This is a genomic window from Phenylobacterium sp. FG114 (assembly GCF_057809855.1).
In genome coordinates, this window is sequence record NZ_JBMDKU010000017.1 from 1 (window position 1) to 25,581 (window position 25,581).

The 25,581-nt window shown below is 70.7% G+C and carries 24 protein-coding genes; 14 read left to right on the forward strand and 10 right to left on the reverse strand.

All coding sequences use genetic code 11. From position 1 onward, the window contains the following. Window positions 1–183: 183 nt before the first annotated feature. From ACODSY_RS22825 to ACODSY_RS22865, 9 genes are all read right to left on the reverse strand, one after another. The gene (locus ACODSY_RS22825) at window positions 184–573 is read right to left on the reverse strand and encodes a response regulator (RefSeq protein ID WP_488954199.1); all 390 of its coding nucleotides are present in this window, start codon (window positions 571–573) and stop codon (window positions 184–186) included. Window positions 574–616: 43 nt separating this feature from the next. Then, window positions 617–1,225, reverse strand: coding sequence for a response regulator FixJ (gene fixJ, locus ACODSY_RS22830; protein ID WP_488954200.1), 609 nt, complete (start codon window positions 1,223–1,225; stop codon window positions 617–619). Then, the gene (locus ACODSY_RS22835; protein ID WP_488954201.1) at window positions 1,218–2,717 is read right to left on the reverse strand and encodes a PAS domain-containing sensor histidine kinase; all 1,500 of its coding nucleotides are present in this window, start codon (window positions 2,715–2,717) and stop codon (window positions 1,218–1,220) included. Before ACODSY_RS22835 ends, fixJ begins: the two co-directional genes overlap by 8 nt. Window positions 2,718–2,765: 48 nt before the next feature. Then, window positions 2,766–3,344, reverse strand: a complete 579-nt coding sequence (locus tag ACODSY_RS22840) for a DUF308 domain-containing protein (RefSeq protein WP_488954202.1) — start codon at window positions 3,342–3,344, stop codon at window positions 2,766–2,768. Further along, window positions 3,341–4,342 (reverse strand): AI-2E family transporter, encoded by a 1,002-nt coding sequence (locus ACODSY_RS22845; protein WP_488954203.1) that lies wholly within the window; start codon window positions 4,340–4,342, stop codon window positions 3,341–3,343. The genes ACODSY_RS22840 and ACODSY_RS22845 overlap by 4 nt, the downstream gene beginning before the upstream one ends. Window positions 4,343–4,410: 68 nt before the next feature. Next, on the reverse strand, window positions 4,411–5,259 hold the full coding sequence (locus ACODSY_RS22850) for a universal stress protein (protein ID WP_488954204.1): 849 nt from the start codon (window positions 5,257–5,259) through the stop codon (window positions 4,411–4,413). Window positions 5,260–5,276: 17 nt separating this feature from the next. Further along, entirely contained in the window at window positions 5,277–5,648 is a 372-nt protein-coding gene (locus ACODSY_RS22855) for a c-type cytochrome (RefSeq protein ID WP_488954205.1), read from the reverse strand. 163 nt (window positions 5,649–5,811) lie between these two features. Beyond that, complete coding sequence (locus ACODSY_RS22860; protein WP_488954206.1) at window positions 5,812–6,684, reverse strand: universal stress protein; 873 nt, start codon at window positions 6,682–6,684, stop codon at window positions 5,812–5,814. A gap of 67 nt (window positions 6,685–6,751) precedes the next feature. Beyond that, the gene (locus ACODSY_RS22865) at window positions 6,752–7,405 is read right to left on the reverse strand and encodes a helix-turn-helix domain-containing protein (protein WP_488954207.1); all 654 of its coding nucleotides are present in this window, start codon (window positions 7,403–7,405) and stop codon (window positions 6,752–6,754) included. A gap of 174 nt (window positions 7,406–7,579) precedes the next feature. Here ACODSY_RS22865 and ACODSY_RS22870 point away from each other — a divergent pair, with 174 nt between their 5' ends. From ACODSY_RS22870 to ACODSY_RS22885, 4 genes are all read left to right on the forward strand, one after another. Further along, entirely contained in the window at window positions 7,580–7,996 is a 417-nt protein-coding gene (locus tag ACODSY_RS22870) for a host attachment protein (RefSeq protein WP_488954208.1), read from the forward strand. Further along, a complete protein-coding gene (locus ACODSY_RS22875; RefSeq protein ID WP_488954209.1) occupies window positions 7,993–9,624 on the forward strand; it encodes an MBL fold metallo-hydrolase in 1,632 nt (543 codons plus the stop codon). Before ACODSY_RS22870 ends, ACODSY_RS22875 begins: the two co-directional genes overlap by 4 nt. A gap of 59 nt (window positions 9,625–9,683) precedes the next feature. Further along, complete coding sequence (locus tag ACODSY_RS22880; protein WP_488954210.1) at window positions 9,684–9,992, forward strand: hypothetical protein; 309 nt, start codon at window positions 9,684–9,686, stop codon at window positions 9,990–9,992. Between the two features lie 187 nt (window positions 9,993–10,179). Beyond that, complete coding sequence (locus tag ACODSY_RS22885; RefSeq protein WP_488954211.1) at window positions 10,180–11,460, forward strand: SulP family inorganic anion transporter; 1,281 nt, start codon at window positions 10,180–10,182, stop codon at window positions 11,458–11,460. A gap of 10 nt (window positions 11,461–11,470) precedes the next feature. On the opposite strand, the gene ACODSY_RS22890 is transcribed toward ACODSY_RS22885, so the two are convergent. Then, window positions 11,471–11,833 (reverse strand): c-type cytochrome, encoded by a 363-nt coding sequence (locus ACODSY_RS22890; protein WP_488954212.1) that lies wholly within the window; start codon window positions 11,831–11,833, stop codon window positions 11,471–11,473. A gap of 18 nt (window positions 11,834–11,851) precedes the next feature. On the opposite strand from ACODSY_RS22890, the gene ACODSY_RS22895 reads away from it, so the two are divergent. From ACODSY_RS22895 to ACODSY_RS22940, 10 genes are all read left to right on the forward strand, one after another. Next, entirely contained in the window at window positions 11,852–15,256 is a 3,405-nt protein-coding gene (locus ACODSY_RS22895; RefSeq protein ID WP_488954213.1) for an acetyl-CoA carboxylase family protein, read from the forward strand. A 1-nt stretch (window position 15,257) separates the two neighbouring features. Next, the gene (mobA, locus tag ACODSY_RS22900; RefSeq protein ID WP_488954214.1) at window positions 15,258–15,827 is read left to right on the forward strand and encodes a molybdenum cofactor guanylyltransferase; all 570 of its coding nucleotides are present in this window, start codon (window positions 15,258–15,260) and stop codon (window positions 15,825–15,827) included. A 48-nt stretch (window positions 15,828–15,875) separates the two neighbouring features. Further along, the gene (locus ACODSY_RS22905; RefSeq protein WP_488954215.1) at window positions 15,876–16,493 is read left to right on the forward strand and encodes an ANTAR domain-containing response regulator; all 618 of its coding nucleotides are present in this window, start codon (window positions 15,876–15,878) and stop codon (window positions 16,491–16,493) included. Continuing rightward, a complete protein-coding gene (locus ACODSY_RS22910) occupies window positions 16,490–17,449 on the forward strand; it encodes a CmpA/NrtA family ABC transporter substrate-binding protein (RefSeq protein ID WP_488954216.1) in 960 nt (319 codons plus the stop codon). Before ACODSY_RS22905 ends, ACODSY_RS22910 begins: the two co-directional genes overlap by 4 nt. A 229-nt stretch (window positions 17,450–17,678) precedes the next feature. Next, complete coding sequence (locus tag ACODSY_RS22915; protein ID WP_488954217.1) at window positions 17,679–18,902, forward strand: nitrate/nitrite transporter; 1,224 nt, start codon at window positions 17,679–17,681, stop codon at window positions 18,900–18,902. An 11-nt stretch (window positions 18,903–18,913) separates the two neighbouring features. Further along, window positions 18,914–21,364: a nitrite reductase large subunit NirB gene (gene nirB / locus ACODSY_RS22920; protein ID WP_488954218.1), complete on the forward strand. Its 2,451-nt coding sequence runs from the start codon at window positions 18,914–18,916 to the stop codon at window positions 21,362–21,364. Beyond that, a complete protein-coding gene (gene nirD / locus ACODSY_RS22925) occupies window positions 21,361–21,699 on the forward strand; it encodes a nitrite reductase small subunit NirD (protein WP_488954219.1) in 339 nt (112 codons plus the stop codon). The genes nirB and nirD overlap by 4 nt, the downstream gene beginning before the upstream one ends. A gap of 3 nt (window positions 21,700–21,702) precedes the next feature. Then, on the forward strand, window positions 21,703–24,348 hold the full coding sequence (locus ACODSY_RS22930; RefSeq protein WP_488954220.1) for a nitrate reductase: 2,646 nt from the start codon (window positions 21,703–21,705) through the stop codon (window positions 24,346–24,348). Beyond that, window positions 24,338–25,108 carry a uroporphyrinogen-III C-methyltransferase gene (gene cobA, locus ACODSY_RS22935; RefSeq protein ID WP_488954221.1) on the forward strand — a complete coding sequence of 257 codons (771 nt, stop codon included), beginning with the start codon at window positions 24,338–24,340 and terminating at the stop codon, window positions 25,106–25,108. Before ACODSY_RS22930 ends, cobA begins: the two co-directional genes overlap by 11 nt. Continuing rightward, window positions 25,108–25,572 carry a nitrate reductase associated protein gene (locus tag ACODSY_RS22940; protein WP_488954222.1) on the forward strand — a complete coding sequence of 155 codons (465 nt, stop codon included), beginning with the start codon at window positions 25,108–25,110 and terminating at the stop codon, window positions 25,570–25,572. Before cobA ends, ACODSY_RS22940 begins: the two co-directional genes overlap by 1 nt. Window positions 25,573–25,581: the final 9 nt, after the last annotated feature.

Genomic DNA, 25,581 nt, shown 5'->3' on the forward strand with positions numbered 1-25,581 from the left:
CCCTCGAAAAGCTCTGGGTCCACTGCAACGTCAAACGCATCGGCGGATACGCCGCTTAAGGCAGACGCGCGCCTCACGCTCTGAGCGGGAGGTTCTGGCGCGGCCGTCAGATCAGAAGGCCAGAGCGGCCGAGGGACGGTTTGGCCTCAACGCGAAGCCGCTCCTCAAGCGGCTTCGATCGCCCTATTGGGCCTGCGCCATCAGGCCTTGAATGGCCGAGATGAGCGTCGCACCTTCGAGGGGCTTCTCGACGATCGGCGCGCCGGCGCGGGCGGCCGCCTCGCGCAGCGCCGGCTTCGGATGGCTGGTGACGAAGATCGCGGGCAGGGCCACCTGGCGGGCGCGGAGCTGGCGCAGGGTGTCGAGCCCCGAAATGCCGGGAAGGCGCTCGTCGATCACCAGGCATCCGGCAGGATCGAGCGGGTCGCGCAGGAGCAGCGCTTCGCCGGATTCGAAGGTCTCCACCTCGTAGCCGTCGAGATCCAGCGCGAACGCCAGCGCCCTGCGCACGGCGTCATCATCGTCTACGACGTAGACTATGGTGCGGGGAGGCTGGCCGACGAGCTGATCCATACGCCAGCGTCCCATGGGCGCCCTCGACCCGCGTTGATCTCGCTCAAGCGAATCCGGCCAGGAGGGCGATGCGAACCAGCTCGGAGAGGCCGTTCGCGTGGGTCTTGCTCATGACGTTGGCGCGATAGACCTCGACCGTCCGCTGGCTGATGCCCAGTTCGTAGGCGATTACCTTGTTCATCTTGCCGGCGACCACGCCCCGCAAGACGTCCTTCTCGCGCCCGGAAAGCGTCGCGAGAACCTGCTCGAAACGGGCGCGCTCCTGGGCATGGATGTCGGTCTCCGCCTTCGCGTCCAGAGCCATGCGGATCGAGCGGAGCAGCACCTCGTCGTCGAACGGCTTCTCGATGAAGTCGACGACGCCGGCGCGCATCGCCTCGACAGCGAGCGGAACGTCGCCGTGCCCGGTGATGACGACCACAGGCAGGTTGAATCCGCGCTCCTTCAGCCGGCGGACCAGCTCAAGGCCGCTCATCTCCGGCATGCGCACGTCGGTCACGATGCAGCCGGCGGACAAGGTTCCGGCGACCTCCAGGAAGTCCAGGGCCGAGGCGTAGGTGCGCGCCGGCAGATCGTTCATCTCAAGGAGGAACCCCAGCGACGTACGGATCGCCTCGTCGTCATCGATCAGATGGACAATCGGCTCACTCATGGCGTGTCACTTCCTCGTCGCCCACGCGGGGGAGGGTGAAGCGGAAGATCGTCCCGCCTACGGGATTGGGCTCCACCCAGATGCGTCCCCCGTGGGCCTCGATGATGGTGCGCGAGATGGAAAGCCCGATCCCCATCCCGTGCGCCTTGGTGGTCATGAACGGTTGAAACAGCTGCTCAGCCGCTTTCGGGCTGATCCCGTGCCCGGTGTCGCTCACGAACACTTCCACCATATCGTCCGGCGCCGCGCGTGCGCCAACGAAGAGTTCCTTCTTCGGGCTTTCCTCCATCGCCTCGATGCCATTCCGGATGAGGTTCAAGGCCACCTGCTGGATCTGCACCTTGTCAGCCAGCACGAGATCCACTCCGGGGTCGATCTCGTAACGGAGCCTCACATTGCGCTCCCGAGCGCCCACCATGGCCAATGCTCCGGCCTCTTCAAGCAACTGCGGCAAGCTCTCGATGCTGCGCTCGGCCTCGCCCTTCGAGACGAACTCGCGCAGGCGTCGGATGATCTGGCCGGCCCGGAGGGCCTGCTCGGCCCCCTGGCTGATCATATCCTCGAGTCGCGCCTCGTCGAGCGGCTTGCGCTTGAGGAGCACGAGGCAACCCTTCATGAAGCTGGTCGCGGCGGTGAGGGGCTGGTTGAGCTCATGGGCCATGGCGGAAGCCATTTCGCCGAGGGCCGTCAGCCGCGAGACATGGACCAGCTCGCCCTGGACGTCCTGCAGCCGACGCTCGGCCGCCTGACGTTCGGTGAGGTCGCGCACGAAGCCCGTGAAGTAGCGGGTCTCGCCCGAAAGCATCTCGCCGACGGACAATTCCATCGGGAAGGTCGTGCCATCCTTCCGCTCGCCCACCACGACGCGCCCGATCCCAATGATTCGCCGCTCCCCCGTCTCCATGTACCGGGCCAGGTACGAATCATGCGCCGACCGGTAGGGGTCCGGCATCAGCATGCTGACGTTCCGGCCGACCACCTCGGTCGCGGTCCATCCGAACTGGCGTTCCGCCGCGCTGGAGAACGACTGCATGATCCCGCGCTCGTCGATGACGATCATCGCGTCCGGCACGGTGTCGAGGATCGATTGAAGATGCGCCTCGCGAGCGCGCGCGTCGGCCATGAACTGGCGGATCGTGCGCGCGCCGTGAAGCAGGCGCGAACCGATAAGGCCGATCGCGACCGTGAGCACAACGAAGACCAGGGCGCGGACGAGCACCTCGGGGTCACCGATCGTCTGGAAGCCGATCAGCCAGAAGCTGAGCAGAATCGACATGACGCCGGCGGCCAAGGTCGGACCCAGCCCCCCGACGGCGGCGGCGGCCAGCAGCGCCGGCACGAAGAGCAGGAAGACGAGCGTGTCGTGGAAATAGTGGTCCAGGAGGATCCGGAACGCGGCGCAAGCGGCGGCGGCGCCCAGGGCTACGCCGTAGGACCAGATCCGAGCCCATCGGGCGCGACGGATATCCTGAGGCGGCGGAACCTGCGGCATGCTGGAAGCGGTAGGTCCGAAGCTCGAATGTGACAAGCCGGGGTCACCTCAAACGATGGTCGAATCGGCGGGCGCGCGCGGGGCCGTCCGCGCGAGACCGGTCGCAATGAGCGCCAGGCCGGTCGTGGCGAAAGCCGCCGCCAGGAGTATCGCCACGGCGTGGGGCGTGCGGACCGGCAGTCCGACGGCCAGCAGCGCCGCGGCGATGAAGCTGGTGGCCGCCGAGGCCAGCAGCCAACGCCAGGCGCGAAGGGGGCGCAGGTGGAGAGCCGCGCCCAATTGGAAGCTCCCATCGACGACCAGCGCAGCGGCCAGAACCAGCGCAGCGGCGAGCGCTCCGACGGTGGGGTTGAAGGTGAGATAGGCGCCGAGCCCGACGGCGGCGAGCGCGGCCGCCACGGCCAGGCCCCGCAAGGATCCCGAGAATGTCAGCAGTCCGACGGCCAGCATCATCGCCCCGGCGAACCACAGCAGCCAGCCGCTCGCCGCGCCGATCACGCGGATCGCCTGCGCGGGAAAGGCTATGGCGACGCCGGCGAGCAGGAGCATGCCGACGCCCGCAGCGAGGGCGGGGCGTCGGCGGTCGGGATGGAGGTGAACGAGCGCGCCGAGGTCGCCATCGGTCATGGCGGCACACCCTCGCCGGGCGTCATCCGGTCGCCGAGCAAGTCCTCGACGTACAGGTGACGGACCATGACGTAAGCGACGACCGCGAGTGGCGTGGCGAACACCACGCCGAGCGGGCCCAGCAGCACGCCCATGGCGAGAACCGCGAAGAGGGTGAGCCCCATGGGCAGCTCAACCATCTGGCGAAGCAGCAACGGAGTGGCGACATTGGCCTCGAACTGGGAGGCGCCAAGGTAGACGGCGGTCGCCCAGGCAAAGGCGTGCGGCCCTTGGGCGGCCGCGACGATCAGCCCGGGAATGGTGGCGGCCCATGGCCCGACCACGGGCACGAATTGCGCGAGGCCGGCCAGCACGGCCAGCGCCAGCGGCGAGGGCACACCCACCCACCAGAGTCCGAGGCCCACCGTGACGCCTACGAGCAGCATCGAGGCGAGCGCGCCCAGCAGCCAGCGGTTGAGGGCCTCTCCGCAGGCCGAGAGCACCTGGGCCGCGCGCTCACGGCGACGCGGAGGGACCAGATGCAGGAGGCCTCGCAGGTAGGTGGCCGGGTGGAAGGCGAGATAGAGGCCGCAAAACAGCATGATGACGGTCGCCGCTGCGGCGCTCAGCGAGCCTTGCAGCAGGCGCGATGCAGTCTGCACGACCAAGCCGTCGGCGTGGCGCAACCGCTGCAGGTCGTCGAGGACATAGGCGCCCAGCGGCGAGGTCGCGAGTTGCGCCTCGAGCGCCTGCCAGGCGCGCGGAACCAGTTCGCCCAGGGTGGCCGCCTGTACGGCGACCTGTTGGCCGAACAGCCACACCGAGGCGGCGATCACGCCGGTCAGCCCCGCGACCGCCAGGGTGAGGGAGATGGGGCGCGGCAGTCGCAAGCGTTGCGTCAGGGGAGCGGCCAGCGCGTTCAGAAGGATACCCGTCAGGACCGCGCCGAACGCGAGGAGCAGGACGTCCGCGAGCCGCCACGCCAACAGGGCGATCACCACGAGGGCTGCCGCCTGCATGAGCCACGTGGCCCGCGAGCGTGGTCCGGCCGGCCGGGGCCAGCCGGCCGGCGGCGCGGGGACGCGCCTCAATGGGACAGCAATACGGGGCATGGCGGATCCTGCAGCACAGCTTCGGTGGCGCCGCCGAGAACGAACTCGCGGAGCCGCGCGTGGCCGTAGGCGCCCATGACCAGCAGGTCCGGCTTCGTCTCGGCGACATAGTCCCCGAAGCGACAGCCGATGGCGCGGTCGTGATCCAGCCGTTCGTCGACCGCCGCCTCGATCGCGTGGCGGCGCAGGTGACGCTGGAGGTCCGCCGCAGTCCCCTTGATGGCCTGCGGCTTGTCGCCGAGGGCCGTGAAGATCCGCACTTCGCCGGCCTGCTGCAGGATGGGCAGGGCATCGGCGACGGCGCGAGCCGCTGCGCGGCCGCCATCCCACGCGATGGCCACGCGCTTGAAGCCGTCGCCAGGGGTCGCGTCGATGCTCTCGGGATAGACGATCACGGGCCGCCCGGAGCCGAAGAGCACTGTCTCGGCAAGGTCGCGGTCGGCGAGCACGGCGGGACCGATCGCGATCAGGGCCAGGTCTCGAGTGCGGGCGAGCCGCGCGACGACCTCGGCCTCCTCGTAGAGCTTGGCCGTGACGGTCTCGGTCGTGAGGGGCTCCTGGTAGATGTCGGAGGCGATGCGCGCGCATGCCGCCTCGAGCTGAGCGGTCGCCGCGCTCCGCGCTTCTTCCATCTTGCTGATGTCGTCCAGCTTCAGAAGGGCGTTGGCCAGCGGGTTGTGCAGTTGCGGCAGGTCCACGCGCACGGTCAGCAGCGTCAGCTGACCGCCGAGCCGTCTGGCCAAGGCCACGCCGCTGCGTATCGCCCGGTCCGGCGTCGCGTCCGGATAGGTCAGCGTCGTGAGCAGGAGGTCTGTGTAGGCCATGACTTAACCTCCGTGGCTCAATTGCCTTGCAGGGTGTCGAAGTAGGCGACGAGGTCCTCGGCCTCACTGGCCGTGAAGGAAACCGCCGGCATCCGGTCGAAGCCATGGGCGGACACTTCTGCGAAGCGCCGCTCGAGTGAGATCGGATTGTAGCGGCGCGCCAGCTTGTAGAAGGCTGGCCCTTCCTGGGCGCCGCCATCATCCAGGCCCACCGTGTGGCAGCCGGCGCAGCGCCGCACGGCGAAGTCGTGGCCGCGCTGCTGCTGGGCGTTGAGCGTCGGCAGCGGGGGCACGCCCCCCAAGCCGGGGCTGGGCTCGGGGCCGGCGGATGCGCAGGCCGCCAGCGTGGCGGCAGCCGCCAGGGGGACGATCGTGGACAAGCGGAACATGAGCGGCCTAGCGACGGAGGGGCGCGGTGGCGCGCAAATGGGCGAGGTCATTCCAGACGGCGGCGAACGCCCCGCCGAGCATCGGGCCGGCTTCGAGGGGATCGATGCGGGACATAGGTCACTCCTCTGGCGCGAGGGCCGTGGAAGGCCCTCGCAGCGGGGGTCAGTGGCTCAGCAGGACGAAGCAGCTCGGGCGATGCAGGAAGCTCTGAGTGACCCCGCCGAAAGCCCATTCGCGAACGCGGCTGTGGCCATAGGCTCCGGTGACGATCAGATCCGCGCCATGATGCGCCGCGATCCGTTCGAGCTCGCCCTCCACGGTCTGGTAGCGATCGATCGAACTGACCTGCGGCCGGGCGTCTACGCCGTGGCGCTTGAGGTTGGTGACGACGTCGTCGGTCTCGAAGGCGGCCGCGTCGGCCATGCCCGGCTCGACGATCGCCGCGACGACCACCTCTTCGGCGCGCTGTAGGAAGGGCAGTGCGTCGGTGAGGGCGCGTCGGCACTCGCGGGTGTTCTTCCAGCCGACGACTACGTTCATGCCCACCAGATGGCCGCGGCCTTCCGGAACCACCAGCACGGGGCGGCCGGCCGTCATCACCACATCGGCAGGATCGGCGGCCTGTAACGCGCCGCGATCGCCGCGAGGGCCCACCACGATCAAATCGGCGGCGTGCGCCAGGTTGACGAGCGCCCGGTGCGGATAGTCCTGGATCGAACGCCATTCGACATCGGCGCCGGCCGCGTCGCGGCGGAAGGCGGTCTCTGCGGCCGCGATATTCTTCTCCACCTGCTCCTGGACCAGCCCGACCCATTCGCCGCCGGTGTAACCCATGAAGGCGCCGGAGTAGGGCGTCGGATCGAAGGTCTCGGCGCCCAGCCCGATGAGGTGGGCATCCAGGTTCCTGGCCAGCCGCGCGGCGGCTTCGACGCGGTGAGTGGAGGCGAGACCCGGTTCGGCGTGCACCAGGATGGTGGCGTAGGTGTTCGGGCGGACGACCACCTCGGTCGCGGCGCGGTCCATCGTCTTCGTCATCTTCGGCTCCTTGGCCTAGGACGCGGCCGGCGTACGCCTGCGGCCGCACAGGCGGGATCGATCGAGATCAGGCGGCGAGCGCCTCCAGGGCGGTCCACTTCCGGATCTGGAAGCGTCGCGAGGACGGGAAGGCCACGATCGCCTCACCCTGCAGCTGGGTCAGCATCCGCGAGACGGTCTCGATGGTCAGGCCGAGGTAGTCGGCCATGTCCTGCCGGCCCATGGCCAGATCAGCGTGGTCGTCGTCGCTGCGCTCGGCGATGGACATCAGGAAGCTGGCCACCCGCTCGCGGGCGCTTTTGCGGCCCAGCATCACGACGTGATCCTGCAGGCGCTCCATCTCCAGGCGCTGCGCCTCAAGGATGGCCCGGTCGAGCTCGGCGTCGCCGGCGGCGGCGCGGACCGCGCTGCGCCGCACGACCAGGATTTCGCAGTCGTCCAGCGCCTCGGCGCCGAAGCGGTGGTCGGGACCGGGCTCCAAGCCGAACAGGTCGCCCGGGTAGTAGAAGTCGCCGACCTGGCGGCGGCCGTCGGCGGTGACCCGGCTGGTGCGAACCACCCCGCGGATCACGCGGTAGAGCAGCTCGACGGCGTCGTCCTGTGCGTAGATCTCGGTGTTGCGGCCGTAGGCCATCCGCACGCCGTGGCGGTCGAAGGCGTCGGTGAGGGCCGAGGCGGGGCGAGCGGCGCGGGCATCGTCGAGGGGGTAGGCCAGGGTCATCGGCGGGCTCCAGTTCGATGACCAAGAGCTACGCCCTGTGTGGCGGAGCCGACATTCGTGGACGCCCACTAAGTACCAGTACGGAGGCGCTGCGGCGCACCGGTTTGATCTGCGTCACGGAGAGGACGGCCCGCGCGGCGGAAGTTGTCGCTTCCTGACAACTGGAGCCAAGCGATGGACCAAGGCAGCGTCACCTGGATCGTCACCGCGGACGGACGCGAGGCCCGCGTCTTCTGCGAGCGCGCCCGCACCGGCCCCCTTCAGGAATTGACGGCCCTGCACATGACGGCGACGGACGAGGAGCAGTCCGCGGGACAGCATCATCGCGGCGACCAGCGAGCGCCGCAGCATGAGCCGGAACGCCGCTTCCTGCGGCGGGTGGCCACCCGGGTCGCCGTCGAGGCGGGCAGGGGTGAGTTTCAGCGGCTCGTGCTGATGGGTCCGCCCCGGGCCCTGGGCTTCCTCAAGATGGCGTTGCCGCCCGAGGTGAGCGCGCGCATCGACCTTACCGACCCACACGCTCGGCAGCACGATGACGTCGACGAACTGCGCACGCGGCTACGCGAGGCCCGCGCGAGGAGCTGGTCTTGAGCGTCGAGCTGAGCTTTCACGGCGCTGCGGGCTGCGTCACGGGATTCTGCGCGCTCCTCAGGACCGGGCGGGCCCGGGTGCTGATCGACTGCGGGATGTTCCAGGGTCCGAAGACGCTGAAGGCGCTGAACTACGAGCCCTTCCCGTTCGAGGCGGAGGAGATCGACGCCGTCCTGCTGACCCATGCGCACATCGACCATTCGGGCCTCCTGCCCAAGCTGATGCGCGCGGGCTTCCGTGGGCCGATCCTGGCCACGGGTGGAACCCGCGACCTCTGCGAGGTGATGCTGCCGGACGCCGGCGATATCCAGGAAAGCGAAGTGCGCCGCCTCAACCGGCGCAATCAGCAGCGCGGGCGCGACGCGGTGGAGCCGATCTACACCGCCCGTGACGCGCACCGGACGCTGGAGCTCTTCCGGACGGTGAAGCTCGGCAGAGAGGTCGACGTCGCGCCCGGGATCACGGCCCGCTACTGGGAGGCCGGACACATCCTGGGCTCCGCGTCGATCGAAGTGACGGTCGAGACCGAGGAGGAGCCGATAACCTTGCTGTTCTCGGGGGACCTGGGCCCTGGTGGGCGCGACTTCCTGCCGGATCCAGAGGGCCCTTCGGGCGTCGATCACCTGATCGTCGAGTCCACCTATGGCGGGCGCAAGCGGCCCCTGCTGGATCCCGCCGCGCGTCGGCGGCTGCTGGCGCAGGAACTGCGCGACGCCCAGCGGGCCGGCGGCCCGTTGCTGATCCCGGCGTTTGCGGTCGAGCGCTCGCAGGAGCTGCTCGCAGACCTGCAGATCCTGACCCGCGAGGGCGAGATCCCTGAAGCGGACGTCTTTCTCGACTCCCCCTTGGCCATCGAGGCCACCGAGGTCTTTCAGAAACGGGGCTGGAGCCCGTCGATGGACGCCAACCCGTTCGCGGACCTGCGTTCAAGCGGCCGGCTGAAATTTCTGCGCGAACCCTCGGAAAGCGACCAACTGGATCGGCTCCGGGGCTGGCATGTGATTCTTGCCGCCAGCGGGATGTGCGATGCGGGCCGGGTGCGAAAGCATCTGAAGCGGCTGCTTTGGCGGCGCGACGCCACCGTGCTGCTGCCGGGCTTTCAAGCCCAGGGCACTCTGGGACGGATACTCGCCGAAGGCGCGCGCTCCGTGAGCATCGAGGGCGAGGCGATCTCGGTTCGGGCGCGCGTGCGCTCGCTCGACATCTACTCCGGTCACGCCGACCACGACGGCTTGGTGAAGTGGGCCTCGGCCCGCGGCCCGGTCCGCGGCCAGGTGTTCCTGGCGCATGGCGAGCCGGATGGCCTGGAAGGCCTGCGCGACGGGCTGGCGAAGGCGGGGTTCGATCCGGCCCGCCTCGTGATCCCCGGCCTGGACGAGCGCTTCATCCTGTCGAAGTCTGGCGCGGCGGCCGAGCCGGGGCCGGCCCGCATCCTGCCGACGGCGGTGTCGCGGCCGGACTGGCACAACGCCCGCGCACGCCTGCTGCTCGATCTGAACGCCCGACTGGAGGCCTTGCCGAGCGACGACGCACGGGAGGCCTTGCTGGCGGCCCTGGCACGCTCCGTTTCGGACAGCGCCGCGGTTGACGCCGGTCAAGGCGGCGCCGCGCACGAGGCCGCAGTCTGACGGTCGAGCCTACGAGGGTCGCCGGGTTGAGCGGCCTGCCCCCAACCAGGAGAAGACCCATGACCAAGCCCCTGACCCGGCAGATTCGCCACGACATCGAGGACACCCGCGAAGACATCGCCGAGGCGCTGCGCAAGGCCGCCGAAACGCTCAGCGACGACGCCGAGACCGCGCTCGCCCAGGCGTCCCAGGCGTTGCGCGACGCCGCCGAACGGGTCGCCAAGAAAGCCCCCCCGGAAGCCCGCTACCTGGCCGAGAAGGCGGTGGCGGAGGCCAAGGCGCACCCCATCGCCACGGCCGCCGCGGCGCTCTCCGCAGCCGCCGCGTTGATCACCCTCCTGGGTCTGGGCCGTCGCAAGGAAGCCTGAGCAAGGAAGCCTGAGCAGGGGGGCGGACGGCTGACGCCCCTCGAGCCGGCTGTCTGACTGGGCCGGGCCGCGAGATCCCTAGTCGATTCCGCGGCCGCCCTTGATAATGGTCAAGGCAGTGCGGTCGAGGGCGCCCACTATGCCCTATGTTTGTCGGCCGTCGCGTGTGCGTCGTCTGGAGAGTGCGATGCCGGACGGCCGGTCGACTGCCCATCGTTTCGAACCCAAGCTGATCTCGGTCCTGCGGGAGGGCTACGACTGGGCGGCGTTCCGCGCCGACGCCGGCGCCGGCCTCACGGTGGCCGTGGTGGCGCTGCCGCTGTCCATGGCCATCGCCGTGGCGTCCGGCGTCGGCCCGGAGCGCGGCCTGTACGCCGCCATCGTCGGGGGCGTGATCGTCTCGGCCCTGGGCGGCAGCCGCGCCCAGATCGGCGGGCCGGCCGGCGCCTTCATCGTCCTGGTGGCCGCCACTGCCGCGAAGTTCGGGGTCGAGGGGCTGCTGACGGCGGTGTTGCTGTCGGGGGTGATGCTCCTCTTGCTCGGCGCCCTCCGGCTCGGGACGCTCGTGCGTCACATCCCCCATGCGGTCACGGTGAGCTTCACCTGCGCGATCGCGGTGACGATCGCCGCGAGTCAGCTGAAGGACCTGGGCGGCCTTCGACTTGCCGGGCGCGAGCCTGGGCCCCTGCTCCCCAAACTCGAGGCGCTCTTCTCGGCTGCGTCGACCGTCAATCCCGCGGCGCTCGCGATCGGCGTCGGCGTGGCAGCCTCGATTCTGCTGCTGCGCAGGTGGCGGCCGACCTGGCCAGGGATGCTCCTGGCGGTGGCAGGAGCGTCTGCCCTCGCGGCCGGGTTGCATCTGTCGGTGGAGACGATTGGCACGCGCTTTGGCGCGCTTCCCAGCGGGCTGCCGGCCCCGCGACTGCCGCGCCTGGATATCGCGATGCTTCTGGCCGTAGCGCCGGCGGCGGTGTCCTTCACCCTGCTTGGCGCGGTCGAGAGCCTGCTGTCCGCCAAGGTCGCCGACCGCATGATCGGCCGCCAGCACCGCTCCAACATGGAGCTGGTCGCGCAGGGCGTCGCCAATGTCGCCTCGTCGGTGTTTGGCGGGATCTGCGTCACAGGGACCATCGCGCGTACGGCCACCAACGTGCGGGCCGGCGCCCGAAGCCCCCTCGCCGGGATCCTTCACGCCCTCTTCCTGCTGGCGTTCACGGTGGTCGCCGCGCCGCTGGCCGCCTTCATCCCGCTCGCCGCCCTCGCTGGTCTGCTGCTGGTCGTCGCCTGGACGATGGCGGAGCGGGTGGAGTTCATCCGCCTCCTGCGGCAACCGGCGTCGGCGGCCGTGGTGCTGACGACCTTCGGTGTGACGCTGGTTCACGAACTCGCCACCGGTATCGCCGCGGGCTGCGTGCTGGCGGCCTTCTTCGCCTGGCGGGGCCGCAAGCTTCCCGAAGAAGGCGACTGACCGGTCCGGCTCAGGTCCGTTGCTTGTCCTGAACGCTGCGCAGGTAGCGTACGATCGCCACCACCTCGTAGGGCTCGAACCGGAACTCGGGCATGGCGGGATGGTCGGTCAGGATGCCGCTGGCCAGCCCCTCGCCCAGGAGTTCGACGTCGAAACGCTCGTGCAGCGACCGGAACGGCGGGGCCTGCGGGTTGGGGCTCGGCCCGGTCCGCTCCAGCGCATGGCACATGCCGCAGTTGCGGGCGGCGAGGGCCCGCCCCAGCGCGATCGATTCCTGTTCGCTCAACGCTGGCGGCGTGGCGCTGACGCTTGGCGCGGCCGCCGTCGCCGCAAGCGCGACGACGGATAGCAGAAGGTTGCGGGCGTGGGGCATGCCGGTATCCGGGTTGCGTTGACTTCGCAGCCTGCGCCCTGCAGCCCCGCCGGCCTTGACTCAGGTCAAGCGCGTGGGGGCGCCGCGCCGGCCGGCTCGGCAATTCGAGGGTTACGGCCGTCGCGGCAGGGCGCCTATGATGGCGACGATGCAAATCCCACCTCTCGCCGAACGGGTGCGCGGCTGAAGCGCCTCTTCATCGCCAACCGGGGCGAGATCGCCATCCGGGTCGCTCGCGCCGCCGCCGATCTCGGGATCGTCACGGTCGCCGCGTTCTCGCAGGACGACGCCACGTCGCTGCACGTTCGGCTCGCGGACGAGGCCGCCCCGCTGGAGGGTGTGGGGCCACGGGCCTATCTCGACATCGAGGCGATCGTCGCGGCCGCCGTGAAGGCCGGATGCGACGCAGTGCATCCGGGTTATGGGTTCCTGTCGGAGAACGCCGCCTTCGCGCGCGCCTGCGCCGAAGCCGGGCTGACCTTCGTAGGAGCCAGCCCCGAGGCCTTGGACCTCTTTGGCGACAAGGCCCGGGCGCGGGCGTTCGCAGCCGAGCATGGCGTTCCGCTGGCGGCCGGCACCGAGGCCGCCGCCACACTGGAGGAAGTTCGCGCACTGCAGGTCCAGGTCGATGGGCCGATCATGATCAAGGCGATCGCCGGCGGCGGCGGGCGGGGCATGCGTCTGGTCCTCGCGGGCGAGGACCCGGCGGCGGCCTACGAGGCCTGCGCCCGGGAGGCGGAGGGCGCGTTCGGCGACGGTCGTCTCTATGCCGAGGCGATGATCCCCCGCGCGCGACATATCGAAGTGCAGGTCGCGGGCGACGGGGAGTCGGCGGTCTCGATCCACGACCGCGAATGCTCCATCCAGCGCCGGCGGCAGAAGCTGATCGAGGTCGCGCCCGCCATCGGCCTGTCGTCGGAGGTACGCGGGCGCATGCAGGAGGCCTCGGTCCGCATGGCCCAGGCGGCCGGCCTGCGCGGCCTGGCCACGTTCGAATTCCTGCTGGACGGCGAGCATGCGGCCTTCATGGAGGTTAATCCGCGCCTCCAAGTGGAGCATACGGTCACCGAGGCCGTCACGGGCCTGGACCTCGTGCAGATCCAGCTTGGGTTGGCGGCGGGCGGTAGCCTGTCGGTGCTGGGTCTCGGACACGGCGCGCCGCCGGTCACGGGCGCCGCGATCCAGTTGCGGGTGAACCTGGAGAGCCTGTCGGCGGATGGCCAGGTGGCGAGCGGCGCGGGCGGTGTGCTCAGCCGCTACGAACCGCCGACCGGACCCGGAGTGCGCGTCGATGGCTACGGCTATGGCGGTTATCGCACCAATCCGGCCTTCGACTCGTTGATCGCCAAGGTGGTCGTGCAGGCGCCGACCCTGGCCGCCGCCGCCGCCCGGGCGGGACGGGCTGCCGCGGAGTTCCAGATCGCCGGCGCCCCGACCAGCCTGCCGCTGCTGCGCGCGGTGCTGGAACGGCCCGAGTTCCTGGCCGGGGAGGCCGACACCGGGTTTCTTGAAGCGAACCTTCCGGCGCTGCTGGCGCGCGCCGCCGAACTCGCCCCCGAGCCGTCGGCCGAGGCCACGACGGAGCCTGCCGCACGCGGTCACGCGGCCACGCCGCCCGGCACGCATCCCGCCTGCGCGCCCCTGCGCGGCACCGTCGTCAGCCTGGAGGTGGGCGCGGGCGCAACCCTTGCCGCAGGCCAGCCGGTGGCGGTGCTGGAAGCGATGAAGATGCAGCACGTGGTGGTCGCGCCGCTCGCCGGCGTCGTACAGAGCCTGGCCGCCAGCGTCGGCGACACGCTCGACGAGGGCGCGCCGCTGGCCTTCATCGTGCCCGGCGAAGACGCTGAGCACGCGGTGGCCGCCGACGAGATCGACCTGGATCTGATCCGCCCAGACCTCGCCGAGGTGATCGCCCGCACCGCGCTGACCCTGGACGCCAAGCGCCCGGACGCCGTGGCTCGACGCCGCCGAACGCATCAGCGCACGGCGCGCGAAAACCTCGAGGACCTGTTCGACCCCGGCACCTTCAAGGAATATGGCGCCCTGGCCATCGCGGCTCAGAAGCGGCGTCGTTCGGTCGAGGACCTGCAGGTCAACACACCCGCCGATGGCATCGTCACCGGTGTCGGCGAGGTCGGCGGCGCGCGCTGCGTGGCCCTCGCCTACGACTTCACGGTGCTGGCCGGCACCCAGGGCCACTTCAGCCACAAGAAGACCGACCGGATCCTGGAATTCGCCGAGCACTGGAAGCTTCCGGTGATCTGGTACACCGAAGGCGGCGGAGGCCGGCCCGGCGACGTGGACGTGGGCGGGCTGTCGTCCTCGTCGCTGGACACGACCAGCTTCACGACCTTCGCACGCCTGTCGGGCGTCGCGCCCCGCATCTCGATCAACTCGGGCCGCTGCTTCGCGGGCAATGCCGTGTTCTTCGGCTGCGCCGACATCACCATCGCCACGGAATACTCGAACATCGGCCTGGGCGGCCCCGCGATGATCGAGGGCGGCGGCCTCGGCGTCTTCACACCGGACGAGATCGGCCCCTCGGCGGTGCAGTACGCCAACGGCGCGCTGGACCTGCTGGTGGCCGACGAGGCGGCGGCGACGGCAGCGGCGCGACAGTTGCTGGGCTACTTCCAGGGCGATGTCGCGGAGTGGACCTGCGCCGACCAGCGGACGCTGCGCCACCTGATCCCCGAGAACCGGGTGCGCGCCTACGACGTGCGTCGCGTGATCGAGACCCTGGCCGATGCCGGCACCTGGATCGAGCTGCGCGGCGGCTACGGCAAGGGGATGATCACCGGCTTCCTGCGGATCGAGGGCCGGCCGCTCGGCCTGATCGCCAACGACCCGCGCCACCTGGGCGGCGCCATCGACAGCGAGGGCGCGGAGAAGGGCGGGCGCTTCCTGCAACTGTGCGACGCCTTCGGCGTGCCGGTAATGAGCCTGTGCGACACGCCGGGCTTCATGGTGGGGCCCGACAGCGAGGCCACCGCCGCCATCCGGCGCGGCTCGCGGCTGTTCGTGGTGGCCGCCGGCATGAGCGTGCCGCTGTTCGCGGTGGTGCTGCGCAAGGGCTATGGCCTGGGCGCCCAGGCGATGACCGGGGGCGACTTCTCCGCCTCGGCCTTCACCATCGCCTGGCCGACCGCCGAGTTCGGACCGATGGGCCTGGAGGGCGCTGTGCGCCTAGGCTACCGCAAGGAACTGGATGCTGAGACGGATCCCGATGCCCGCGAGGCGCTGTTCCAGAAGCTGGTGGGCCGTATGTACCAGAACGGCAAGGCGATCTCGGTGGCCCAGGTGGACGAGATAGACGCCGTGATCGACCCGGCCGAGACCCGCGACTGGATCGTGCGCGGCATCAAGTCGTGTCCGCCGCGCACGCCGGGGGCCAAGGCGCGTTCGTTCGTCGACGTCTGGTGAGATGATGCTGGGCGTCGTGATCCTGACGGGCGGCGCCTCGTCGCGGATGGGCGTCGACAAGGCGGCTCAGGACTGGGCCGGCCGTCGCGCGGTGGATCGGCTGGCCGAACTGGCGGAGGCGTTGGGCGCGCAGGCCGTCGTCACCGCGGGCGCCACGGATTACGGCCTTGCCCGCGCGGTCGAGGATCCGCCGGGCGGAGGCCCCGTCGCGGGCCTGGTCGCCGGCGCGGCGGCGTTGCGGGCCGCGGGGTGCGGACGAGCGCTGGTCCTGGCCGCGGACGCGCCGACCCTCACCGCCGAAGACCTGGCGCCGCTGCTGGCCGCGTCGCCAACTGGCGCCGCCTACGAGGGGCTGCACCTGCCGCTCGTCATCGACCTCGGCGCGCTTCCGGGCGACGCGGGCCATGGCTGGCCGATGGGCCGGCTGGTCGAGCGAGCCGGGCTTGTGCGGCTGCCCGTCGCGCCGTCCGTCGCCGAGCGCCTGCGCGGCGCGAACACCCCGGCGGAGCGCGAAGCGTTGCTGCGGCGCTTGGTCGCCGACGATTCTGCCCAAGAAGACGGCAAAGCCTGACCGCTCCCTGAGCGTGTTTCGGCGCCGCAGCACGGCCGGGAGCAAAGAATGGCGACCCGGGCCGCGGCGCCCGCCAAGTCGGCCGGTATGCGCGTCCTCGTCGTCGATCCCGACCCGGCCCGCGCCGCCCTCGTGGCGGAAGGCCTTGCCGGCGTCGAGCCGTTGGAGGTGCGCCACGCGTCCGCATTCGACGAGCCGGAGGCGTCGCGTTTCGCCCCCGACGTGATCGTCGTCGCCTCGGATAGTCCGGACCGCGACACCATCGAAAGCCTGCGCGAGGCGACCGCCGCCAATCCGCGCCCCGTGGTGATGTTCGTCGACCGCTCCGAGCCGGGCCTGGCCGAGCAGGCCGTGCTGGCCGGCGTGTCGGCCTATGTGGTCGATGGACTGTCGGCCGCGCGGGTCCGTTCGGTGCTCGAGGTCGCGATGAGCCGCTTCCAGCTCATGAACGGCCTGCGCCAGGACCTCGAGAAGGCCAAGGCCGATCTCGCCTCGCGCAAGACCGTCGAACGCGCGAAGGCGCTGTTGATGAAGGAGCGCGGGCTGGATGAGGACGCGGCCTACAAGCTGCTCCGCAAGCTCTCGATGGACACCGGCCGGCCACTGGGGGCTGTGGCGGCCGACTTGCTGGCCTTCGCCGGCGTGCTGAAGGGGGACGCCCGATGATCCGCCTGCGCCTGGGTTTCGTGGCCCTCAACGACGCCGCCGCGATGATCGTCGCCGACGCCAAGGGCATGTTCGCCACCGAGGGGCTGGACGTGGAGCTGGTCCGCGAAGTCTCGTGGGCCACGATCCGCGACAAGGTGGACGTGGGCGCCCTGGACGGCGCGCACATGCTGGCGCCCATGGCCCTGCGCTCGGCGGCGGGCGGCGAGTTCAGGCCGCTGGTGGCTCCGGTCGCGTTGAACCTCAACGGGCCGGCGGTGACGCTCTCGTCGCGGCTGGCGGGGGTCGTGGGTTCCAGCGCGACGGCCGACGGCCTGGCGCGGCTGGTGGCGCGTCGTCGGGAGGAAGGGGCCAGCCCGATCACCCTGGCGATGGTCTTCCCCTATTCGACCCACAACTATCTGCTGCGCGACTGGCTGAGCCGCGCGGGCGTCGATCCGGACGCCGACGTGCGGATCACCGTGGCGCCGCCGGCCCGGATGGCCGAACTGCTGACGAGTGGAGTGGTCGAGGGTATCTGCGTCACCGAGCCCTGGGGCGCGGCGGCCGTGGCGGCGGGAGCGGGCGTCACCGCGGTTCGCGCCTCCCAGCTCTGGCCAAGGACGCCGGACAAGGTGCTGGCCGTCACCGAGGACTGGGCGGCGGGCAATCCCGCCACCCTTTCGGCGCTGCTCAGGGCGCTCGTCCGGGCGGCGGCGTGGGCTGAAGGGAACCGCTCCGAACTCGCGGCGCTCCTGGCCGAGCCTCGCTACGTGGGTGCGCCTGCGGGCATCATCGAACAATCGCTGGCCGACATGATCTTCCACGACGCCAAGGCGAATGCGCCCGAGCCGGCGCACGCCGCCTGGCTGCTGGAGCAGATGGCGCGTTGGGGCCATCTGCCGGACGGCGCCGAGTCCGCCGAGCTCGCCGCCAGGGTCTATCGCCCCGATCTCTACGCCACCGCCGGCGTCTGACGCCCGGAAAGCAGGCGCCGTGCGTTTCGGTGGCGCCCAAATATTGCGCTGCAGCAACCGCGTCGCCGCCCGACCGTCTTCTCCGGCGTGACACCCGGTCGGGGTAGGCGCTCCCTTTCCATCAGGCCCAGGACAACGGCGTTCGCGGCTCACCGGACCGGCTCGACGACGAGCCCCATCCGAATCCTTGGCGACGCCGCCTGTCCACTCCAGCACGGGGCCTAAACCCATGGTCAGCCGCTCGTTCCTGAAGTCGGGTCACACGCCGACCCTGCTGTCCGCCTTTCTTTACTTCGACCTCAGCTTCATGACCTGGGTGATCCTGGGGCCGCTGGGCGTCGCCATCGCCAAGGACTTCGGCCTGACGCCCGCCCAGAAGGGCCTGATGGTCGCCGTGCCGGTGCTGTCCGGCGCGCTGCTCCGCCTGGTGGCGGGGGTGATGGTGGACCATATCGGGCCGAAGAAGACGGGTCTTATCGGCCAGCTCATCGTCATGGGCGGTCTCGCCCTGGCGTGGTTCCTGGGCGTCCACACCTATCATCAGGTGCTGGCGCTGGGCGTGGTGCTCGGGGTCGCCGGCGCCTCGTTCGCCGTCGCCCTGCCGCTAGCATCGCGCTGGTATCCGCCGGAGCACCAGGGCCTGGCTCTGGGCATCGCCGGCGCCGGCAACTCGGGCACCGCGCTGGCGGCGCTGTTCGCCCCGGGCCTCGCCCAGGTGTTCGGCTGGCAGAACGTGATCGGCTTGGCCGCCCTGCCGCTGGCCATGGCCTTCGTGGTCTATCTCGTCTTCGCCAAGGACGCGCCTAACCGGCCACCGGCCAAGACCCTGGCCGAGTACATGAGCGTGCTGGGGACGGGCGACGCCTGGTGGCTGATGGCGCTCTACGGCGTGACCTTCGGCGGCTTCGTGGGCCTGTCGTCGTCGCTGACCATCTACTTCAACGCCGAGTACGGCCTACCGGCCGTGACGGCGGGCTTCTTCACCGCAGCCTGCGTCTTCGCCGGCTCGTTCGTTCGCCCCGTGGGCGGCGCGTTCGCCGACCGTTTCGGCGGGGTGCGAACGCTCACCGTGGTGTACGTGCTGGCCGCCCTGGGCCTGGCGCTGGTCAGCTTCCAGCAGCCCAGCGCCTGGGTGGCCCTGGCCCTGATGATGTTCTCGATGATGGCGCTGGGCGCCGGCAACGGGGCGGTCTTCCAACTCGCGCCGCAGCGGTTCGGCAAGGAGATCGGCGTGGTCACCGGCCTGGTCGGGATGACCGGCGGGATCGGCGGCTTCTACCTGGCCTCCAGCCTGGGCTGGGCTAAGCAGGTCACGGGTTCATACCAACTGGGCCTTCTGGCCTTCGCTGGCCTGGCGCTGCTGGCCCTGGTCGGCCTGACGGGCGTGAAGGCCCGCTGGCGGAAGACCTGGCCCGCGCTGGCCGGCGCGACCGCCTCGGCCCTGCGTCTCTGAGGGCTGCCGACATGGCCAAGGAAAAGCTCGCCGTCATCGGCAACGGCATGGCCGGCTGCCGCGCGGTGCAGGAGGTGCTGAAGCGCGATCCCGCTCGATACGAGATCACCATCTTCGGCGCCGAGCCCAGGGTGAACTACGACCGGATCATGCTGTCGCCGGTGCTGGCGGGCGAGAAGTCGTTCGCCGACATCGTGATCAACGACGAAGCCTGGTACCGCGACAACGGGATCACCCTCCACACCGGACTCGCGGTCCACGAGATTGATATCGCGCGCAGGTTGATACGTGTGGCGAATGGTCAAGCTTGGCCATACGACCGCCTGATCCTGGCCACTGGCTCGGACCCTATTCGCCTGCCGCTTCCGGGTTCGGACCTGGCGGGCGTCGTCACCTTCCGCGACTTCGATGACGTGGAGGCCATGACCGCCGCTTCGGCGTTACCCGACAGTCGGGCGGTGGTCATCGGTGGAGGCCTGCTAGGCATCGAGGCCGCCTACGGCCTGGCCCGCCGGGGCATGAAGGCCACCGTCGTTCACCTGATGGACGTGCTGATGGAGCGCCAGCTCGACGCGTCCGCGGGCTTCCTGCTCACCGAAGCGATGCTGGCGCGCGGCGTCGAGACCGTGCTGGAGGCGCAGTCCGAGGAAATCGTCGGCGAGGGGGGCCGCGTCACGGGCCTGAGGCTCAAGGACGGTCGCGTCCTGCCCTGCGATCTGCTGGTGATGTCGGTGGGCATCCGTCCGAACACCGGGCTGGCCAAAGCGGCCGGTCTGGAGGTGGGGCGCGGCGTGGTCGTCGACGACCGGATGCAGACCTCGGACCCAAACATCTTCGCGGTTGGGGAATGCGTCGAGCACCGGGGCCAGTGCTACGGCCTCGTCGCGCCGATCTGGGACATGTGCCGGACGCTCGGTGAGACGCTGACGGCCGGGTCGGGCGCCTACGAAGGCTCGGTGCTCTCCACCCGCCTAAAGGTGTCGGGTGTCGACGTGTTCTCGGCCGGCAAGTTCGGTGGCGGGGAGGGTTGCGAGGACATCGTGTTCCGCGACGCGGGCCGCGGGATCTACAAGCGCATCGTGCTGGAGGGCGGCAAGGTCGCCGGCGCGGTGCTGTTCGGCGATGCGGCCGACGGCGGCTGGTACTTCGACCTGATGAAGTCGGGCGAGGATGTCGCGAACTTCCGCGAGACCCTGGTCTTTGGGCAGGCCGCCACGGAGGGCCTTCGGGGCCTGGACCCTAGCGCGGCCGTTGCGGCCATGGCCGACACCGCCGAGGTGTGCGGCTGCAACGGCGTCTGCAAGGGCCAGATCGTCTCCGCGATCTCCAGTCAGGACCTGACCACGCTGGAGAGCGTGCGCGCCGTCACCAAGGCCTCGGCTTCCTGCGGAACCTGCACCCCGCTCGTTGAGAAGCTGCTGAAGCTGTCGATCGGCGACGCCTTCCAGGAGCAGAGGGGACCGAAGCCGGTCTGCGGCTGCACCCACCGCGGCCACGACGAGGTTCGCCGGCGGATCGTGGCCGAGGAGCTGAAGTCGTTCCCCGCCGTCATGCAGGCGCTGGAGTGGACCACCCCCGACGGCTGCGCCTCGTGTCGGCCGGCGCTGAACTACTACCTGGTCTGCGCCTGGCCCGGCGACTACCGCGACGACAAGCAGTCGCGGTTCATCAACGAGCGGGTCCACGCCAACATCCAGAAGGACGGCACGTATTCCGTCGTGCCGCGCATGTGGGGCGGGGTGACCAGCGCCGACGAGCTGCGCGCCATCGCCGACGTGGTCGACAAGTTCGACATCCCAACCGTGAAAGTCACCGGCGGCCAGCGGATCGACCTGCTGGGGGTGAAGAAGGACGACCTGCCGGCCGTGTGGGCCGACCTCAACGCCGCGGGCATGGTCTCGGGCCATGCCTACGCCAAGGGCCTGCGGACAGTGAAGACCTGCGTAGGGACCGACTGGTGCCGGTTCGGGACCCAGGATTCCACCGGCCTGGGCGTGCGGCTGGAGAAGTTCATGTGGGGCTCGTGGTCGCCGGCCAAGGTCAAGCTGGCGGTCTCGGGTTGCCCGCGGAACTGCGCCGAGGCGACCTGCAAGGACATCGGCGTGATCTGCGTCGACAGCGGCTACGAAATCCATGTGGGCGGCGCGGCCGGCCTGCACATCAAGGGCACGGAGCTGCTGACCAAGGTCGCGTCCGAGGACGAGGCGGTCTGGGCGATCTGCGCGGTCATGCAGATGTACCGCGAGGGCGGCTGGTACCTGGAGCGGGTCTACAAGTGGATGGACCGCGTCGGCCTCGACGCGATCCGGGCCGCCGTCGAAGACCCGGAGACCCGCCGGGCGCTCTACGACCGCTTCTCCTACTCACAGCGCTTCTACCGCATCGACCCCTGGGCCGAGCGCGTGGCGGGCCGCGACTCCCACGAATTCAACCCGCTCAGCCGTCGCATGGAGTTCGCATGAACGCCCTGGTCAAGGACCCCATCCAGTGGACGGACGTCGGCGCCGTCACCGACATTCCGATGCGCGGCTCGCGGCGGGTGCCGACGGCCGACGGTGACATCGCAATATTCCGGACGGGCGACGGTCGGGTCTTCGCGCTGAAGGACCGCTGCCCGCACAAGGGAGGCCCGCTCAGCCAGGGCATCGTCCACGGCCATGCGGTGACCTGCCCGCTGCACAGCTGGAACATCGACCTGGCCACGGGCGAACCCATGGGCGCCGACCGCGGCAAGGGCTGCACGCCCGTGGTCCCGTTGCGCGTCGAGGACGGCCGGCTGTTGCTGGGGCGCGCCTAGGCCATGAGCGTCCGCACCGCATGCCCCTACTGCGGTGTCGGCTGCGGCGTCAGCGCGGCGGCCGAGGGGCGTGCGCTGGAGGTCCGGGGCGACCCCGACCACCCCGCCAACCTGGGCCGGCTGTGCTCGAAGGGAACGGCGCTGGGCAAGACGGTGGGGCTGGAGGGCCGGCTGCTGCACCCGATGATCGGCAACCGGCGGGTCTCGTGGAACGAGGCGACCCAGCGGGTGGCCTCCAGGTTCGCGGAGACCATCGCCCGCCACGGCCCGGACTCGGTCGCCTTCTACGTCTCGGGCCAGCTCCTCACCGAGGACTACTACGCGGCCAACAAGCTGATGAAGGGCTTCATCGGCTCGGGGAACATCGACACCAACTCGCGGCTCTGCATGGCCTCGGCCGTGATGGCGCAGAAGCTGGCGTTCGGCGCCGACCTGGTCCCCGGCTGTTACGAAGACCTGGACCTCGCCGACCTGGTGGTCTTCTCGGGCCATAACGCCGCCTGGACCCACCCGGTGCTGTTCCGGCGCATGGAGACGGCGCGGGCCCGAGGCCAACGCCACGTGGTGATCGATCCGCGGCGCACCGACACGGCTGAGGCGGCCGACCTGCATCTCGCGCTGGCGCCGCAGACCGACGTTCGCCTCTGGAACGGCCTGCTGGCCGATCTCATCCGTCGCGGCGCCGTCGGTCGCAGCTATATCAGCGCCCACGTCGCGGGCTTCGCCGAGGTCGAGGCGGAACTCGCCCAGGCCGATCAGTCGCTCGCCGCGGTGGCCGCGGATTGTGGCGTCCCGCCGGCCGACCTGGAGACGTTCTTCCGCCTGTTCGCCGAGACGCCGAGGACGGTCAGCCTGTTTTCCATGGGCGCCAACCAGTCGGCCCAGGGGGTCGCGAAGGGTTCGGCGATCCTGAACGTCCACCTGGCCACCGGCCGGATCGGCAAGCCCGGCGCCTGCCCGTTCTCGATCACAGGCCAGCCCAACGCCATGGGCGGGCGCGAGACGGGCGGCATGGCCACCACCCTGGCCGGCCACATGGACTTCGACGACGCGTCGCGCGCCCGGGTCCAGCGGTTCTGGGGCTCGCCCACCATCGCGCCGGCCGCGGGTCTCAAGGCCATCGACATGTTCGACGCCGTGGCCGACGGGCGGGTCAAGGCGATCTGGGTCATGGCCACCAACCCGGCGGTCAGCCTGCCCGATGCGTCCCGCGTGCAGGCGGCGCTGGAGGCGTGCCCCTTCGTCGTCGTCTCGGACTGCATGGCCGAGACCGACACCCTGCAGTACGCCCATGTGAAGCTGCCGGCCCTGGCTTGGGGCGAGAAGGACGGCACGGTCACCAATTCCGAGCGCCGGATCAGCCGTCAGCGGCGCCTGTTCGACCCGCCCGGCGAGGCGCGCGCAGACTGGCGGATCGTGGCCGACGTGGCGACGGCGATGGGCTTTCCCGAGGCCTTCGGGTGGCGCGCCCAGGCGCAGGTGTTCCGCGAGTGGGCGCGCCTGACGGCCTATGAGAACGAAAGCCGGATCCTGAACCTCGGGCCCATGGCGACGATCACGCCCGACGCCTACGACGCCTTGGATCCCATCCAGTGGCCGGTGACGGCGGCGGGCGGCACGGCGCGGCTGTTCACCGACGGTCGCTACCAGACCGCGGATGGCCGCGCGCAGATGGTCCCGGTCGCCGCGCGGGGTCCGGCCGAGGCGACGTCGGGCGCCTTCCCGTTCGCGCTGAACACCGGCCGGGTCCGCGACCAGTGGCACACCATGACCCGGACGGCCCTGGCGCCCGAACTGTGTCGCCACGCGCCGGAGCCCTATGTGGAGATGCACCCCGCCGACGCTGGCCTGCTGGGCATCGGGGAAGGCGCCCTGACCCGTGTGCAGACCGCCCACGGCGAGGCTGTCGCGCTGGCCCGGCTGACCGACCGCCAGCGCCGAGGCTCGGTGTTCATGCCGATGCACTGGACCGAGGCCTTCGCGCCGTCCGGCCGGGCCAATCCGCTGGTCGCGCCCAAGGTGGATCCGCGGTCCGGGCAGCCCGAGTTCAAGCACACGCCGGCCCGCGTCCGGGCCTATCGCGAGACCTGGCGCGGCTTCTTCCTGGCGCGCGAGGCCTGGAAGCCGCCGGCCGGTCTCGACCTCGTCTGGCGGCGCATCCCGCATGCCGCCTGCCAGCTCCACGAGTTTGCCGGCCGCGGCGACGAGCGCGAGCGGGCCGCCGTGCAGAGAGCCCTGACGCGGAAGGCCGGCGACGTCCTGCGCTACGAGGATCCGGGCGCGGGCGGGCTGCGCGAGGCCTGGATCGACGGCGATCGGTTGGAGCGGGTGATCTTCTTCACGACGGCGGGCGTGTTGCCGCCGCGCGACTGGCTGGCCGACCTGTTCGCCGCCGAGGCGCTGACCGCCGCCGACCGCGCGGCGTTGCTGATCGGTCGCCAGCCGGGCCGGGCGGTCGACGCGAGCCCGATCGTCTGCGCCTGCCGCGGCGTACGGGCCAGGCGTATCGAGACCGCCGTCGCGACAGGATGCGCCAGCCTCGACGCCGTGGGCGAGGCCACCGGCGCCGGAACCAGCTGTGGTTCGTGCCGTCCCGAGATCGCCCGCCTGATCGCCGCCGCCAAGGGAGACGTCCGCCATGCCGCGTGAGCCAGGAAAGGTGCGCCTGGTGGGCGCGGGGCCGGGGGCCGCCGACCTGCTGACCGTCCGGGCGTTGCGGGCTGTCGAGGGCGCGCAGGCGCTGTTGTACGACGCCCTGGTCGCCGACGAGGTCGTCGCGCTGGCGCCAGCCGCCTGCGTGAAGCTCCAGACCGGCAAGCGCGCCGGGCGGACCAGCATGAAGCAGGACACCATCAACCGCCTGATGCTGCGGCTCGCGCGTCGGGGCCTTGATGTCGTGCGCCTGAAGGGCGGCGACCCCTCGGTGTTCGGTCGGGTAGGTGAGGAGGCCGCCTTCCTCCACGCCCACGGGATCGAGACGGAGGTCGTGCCCGGTGTCACCGCCGCGAGCGCGGCAGCGGCGCAGTTCGGCTTCCCGCTGACCCATCGCGGCGAGGCGCGCCGGCTGCTGGTCGCCACCGCCACCACCGAGGACTCGGGCCTTACCGAAGGCGGCTGGGCGGCCGCGGCCGATCCGCAGACAACGCTTGCGCTGTACATGGGCCGCGACCGGCTGGCGGCGGCGGCTGAGCAGTTGATCGCCCACGGCCGCCCGCCGCTGACGCCCGCGCTGGCCGTGGAGAACGCAGGCCGGCCGGACGCCCGCGCCATTCCCGGCGCCTTAGGCGACCTGGGCCGGGCGCTGGCCGCAGCGGCGCCGACGGGGCCGGTCGTGCTGATCGTCGGTGAGGTCACCGCGCAGGCCGAGTTCGCGGCGCGTCCCGCGGAACCGCTCGCCGAGGCCGTGTGATGAACGACAACCAGCTCTTCGCCTTCGAGGACGACTTCGTCGCGACCCTGCGCTGCATTCCCATGGCGGTGCGGCTCAAGCTGGATCGCAGCGGCATCAAGCTCTCGCTGCGCCAATGGAGCCGGTTCACGCGGGAGGACAGGCAGGAGCTGCTGGACCTGCCGTGCGGGTCGGCCTGCGAGGTCTGCGCCTATCACGACCGCCTGGTCGCGCTGGTGGCCCTGCGCGCGAAGGAGGCCGCCAGGCTGCTGCCCGAGGCGACCGCCGCACTCTGGGAGCTGGTCGGCGAGGCGCCGCCGGTGGTGACGGACTATGCGCGTTCGGTGGGTGTCCCGCCGCCGACCGCGCGGGAGTGGCGCCGGCTCACCGAGCTGCAGCGGTTCGTGCTGATCAAGCTGACGCGGGACAACCACGACAACGTCAACTTCGCCCCGGCCATGCGGGAGTTCGGGCTGGCGGTCTGAGGCTTGCCT

Coding starts and splice junctions, on each gene's coding strand:
- mobA (WP_488954214.1), top strand. CDS start 15,258: ATGATGCTGGGCGTCGTGATCCTGACGGGCGGCGCCTCGTCGCGGATG.
- ACODSY_RS22825 (WP_488954199.1), bottom strand. CDS start 573: ATGGATCAGCTCGTCGGCCAGCCTCCCCGCACCATAGTCTACGTCGTA.
- cobA (WP_488954221.1), top strand. CDS start 24,338: ATGCCGCGTGAGCCAGGAAAGGTGCGCCTGGTGGGCGCGGGGCCGGGG.
- ACODSY_RS22940 (WP_488954222.1), top strand. CDS start 25,108: ATGAACGACAACCAGCTCTTCGCCTTCGAGGACGACTTCGTCGCGACC.
- ACODSY_RS22915 (WP_488954217.1), top strand. CDS start 17,679: ATGGTCAGCCGCTCGTTCCTGAAGTCGGGTCACACGCCGACCCTGCTG.
- ACODSY_RS22860 (WP_488954206.1), bottom strand. CDS start 6,684: ATGACGAAGACGATGGACCGCGCCGCGACCGAGGTGGTCGTCCGCCCG.
- nirB (WP_488954218.1), top strand. CDS start 18,914: ATGGCCAAGGAAAAGCTCGCCGTCATCGGCAACGGCATGGCCGGCTGC.
- ACODSY_RS22835 (WP_488954201.1), bottom strand. CDS start 2,717: ATGCCGCAGGTTCCGCCGCCTCAGGATATCCGTCGCGCCCGATGGGCT.
- ACODSY_RS22905 (WP_488954215.1), top strand. CDS start 15,876: ATGGCGACCCGGGCCGCGGCGCCCGCCAAGTCGGCCGGTATGCGCGTC.
- ACODSY_RS22855 (WP_488954205.1), bottom strand. CDS start 5,648: ATGTTCCGCTTGTCCACGATCGTCCCCCTGGCGGCTGCCGCCACGCTG.
- nirD (WP_488954219.1), top strand. CDS start 21,361: ATGAACGCCCTGGTCAAGGACCCCATCCAGTGGACGGACGTCGGCGCC.
- ACODSY_RS22845 (WP_488954203.1), bottom strand. CDS start 4,342: ATGCAGGCGGCAGCCCTCGTGGTGATCGCCCTGTTGGCGTGGCGGCTC.
- ACODSY_RS22850 (WP_488954204.1), bottom strand. CDS start 5,259: ATGGCCTACACAGACCTCCTGCTCACGACGCTGACCTATCCGGACGCG.
- ACODSY_RS22880 (WP_488954210.1), top strand. CDS start 9,684: ATGACCAAGCCCCTGACCCGGCAGATTCGCCACGACATCGAGGACACC.
- ACODSY_RS22930 (WP_488954220.1), top strand. CDS start 21,703: ATGAGCGTCCGCACCGCATGCCCCTACTGCGGTGTCGGCTGCGGCGTC.
- ACODSY_RS22885 (WP_488954211.1), top strand. CDS start 10,180: ATGCCGGACGGCCGGTCGACTGCCCATCGTTTCGAACCCAAGCTGATC.
- ACODSY_RS22890 (WP_488954212.1), bottom strand. CDS start 11,833: ATGCCCCACGCCCGCAACCTTCTGCTATCCGTCGTCGCGCTTGCGGCG.
- fixJ (WP_488954200.1), bottom strand. CDS start 1,225: ATGAGTGAGCCGATTGTCCATCTGATCGATGACGACGAGGCGATCCGT.
- ACODSY_RS22870 (WP_488954208.1), top strand. CDS start 7,580: ATGGACCAAGGCAGCGTCACCTGGATCGTCACCGCGGACGGACGCGAG.
- ACODSY_RS22840 (WP_488954202.1), bottom strand. CDS start 3,344: ATGACCGATGGCGACCTCGGCGCGCTCGTTCACCTCCATCCCGACCGC.
- ACODSY_RS22910 (WP_488954216.1), top strand. CDS start 16,490: ATGATCCGCCTGCGCCTGGGTTTCGTGGCCCTCAACGACGCCGCCGCG.
- ACODSY_RS22865 (WP_488954207.1), bottom strand. CDS start 7,405: ATGACCCTGGCCTACCCCCTCGACGATGCCCGCGCCGCTCGCCCCGCC.